At 43.6% G+C, this 1,424-nt stretch carries 1 pseudogene; it reads left to right on the forward strand.

From position 1 onward, the window contains the following. Positions 1–1,194, forward strand: a pseudogene (locus CDG77_RS34885) (hypothetical protein); the annotation flags it as partial. Positions 1,195–1,424: the final 230 nt, after the last annotated feature.

The following is a 1,424-nucleotide window of genomic DNA, read 5'->3' on the forward strand; positions in this document are numbered from 1 at the left end:
CAATCGCCTGCCTCGTCCCCACACTGTTTAATAGTTTTGAAATCTGTAGCGCTTATCCTGTATAGCTTAGAGCTTTTCAAGCGTGCCAAACGAGGATCTACCGGATCTGGCGGTAACATCAAGATTCAAACTGCGCGGTTAAGTCTACGCTCTGGAGGAGTTATATCATCAGGCACATTTGGGCAGGGTTCGGGAGGCAACGTATCTATCACTGCTGACGAAGAAGTGCAAGTAACCGGAAAGTCATTAACTGGTAATTCTCCTAGCAGAATATCAGCTCGAACTGGAGGAACTGGAAAGGCCGGAAATCTGACAATCGAAGCAGAACGATTAACTGTCACTGATGGTGGGAGAGTAAATATTGGTGGTGAAAAAATTCCAAAAAATCTCAACTTTCAGCCAGGACAAGGAAATGCAGGAACCCTCCGAATCAACGCAGACAGTATCAATCTAGACAGAGGTACTATCACAGCTGGCACAGAGGGCGGCACAAAGGGCCAAGGAGGCGACATTTTCTTACACTCTGGTGACTTACAATTACGTGACAGTATCATTACTGCGACTGCTGGTGGTAATGGCGACGGCGGTAATATCAGAATCGACACAGATATCCTAGTTGCAATAAAAAATAGCAGCATCACAGCGAATGCTTTTGAAGGGCAAGGCGGTAATATCAGAATCGACACCAAAGGACTATTCCTTTCTCCTGATAGCAAAATTACAGCTAGTTCACGGTTCGGATTGAATGGTACCATTCAGATCAACACCTTATTTACTAATCCTGTGCAGGCTAAAGCAGAACCAGAAGCGATTCGTGCAACTCCTGAGATTGCATCGGTTTGTCAGAGACGATCGGGGACAGTAGCCAGTAGTAAATTGGTCGTCACTGGTACTAGCGGTCTTCCAATTAGTTCTAACGACCTGCCAGCTAGCAATTTGAGTTGGCAGAGTAACTTTGTTCCAGGTGAAGCTATTAATAATTCACAGGAACCAAAGTCATACTCAAGCGAAGAACCAACACAAATCATAGAAGCCCAAGCCTTGATACAAGATTCTGATGGGAATTTTATTTTGACGGCAAAACAACCCAATACTGTCGTTCCTAATGCTTCGTTGTCTGCCAGTTTGTGTTCTCAAGAATCCCATGTATTAAAAGTATTACCACTGAAGAAAACGACTCAGAAGGATGATTAGACTCCGATATTGCTTCAAGTACTTGTTGCTAGTCATTTTCGGGTTATCTATAGTTGTGAGCCAACCATTTCTGATTCCGGCTCAAGCTATAAATAAAGAAGCCCAACAACAGAAAGAGGCGGATTTACTGACCCAAAGAGGTCAAAAGCAATTGGGTGCGACTCTTTTAGGAATACGGTGTATTATAAAGGAGTAATAGATGAATTGCTTTGCAGAGTAGTATAGCCAGT

Source organism: Nostoc sp. 'Peltigera membranacea cyanobiont' 213 (assembly GCF_002245975.1).
GTDB lineage: Bacteria > Cyanobacteriota > Cyanobacteriia > Cyanobacteriales > Nostocaceae > Nostoc.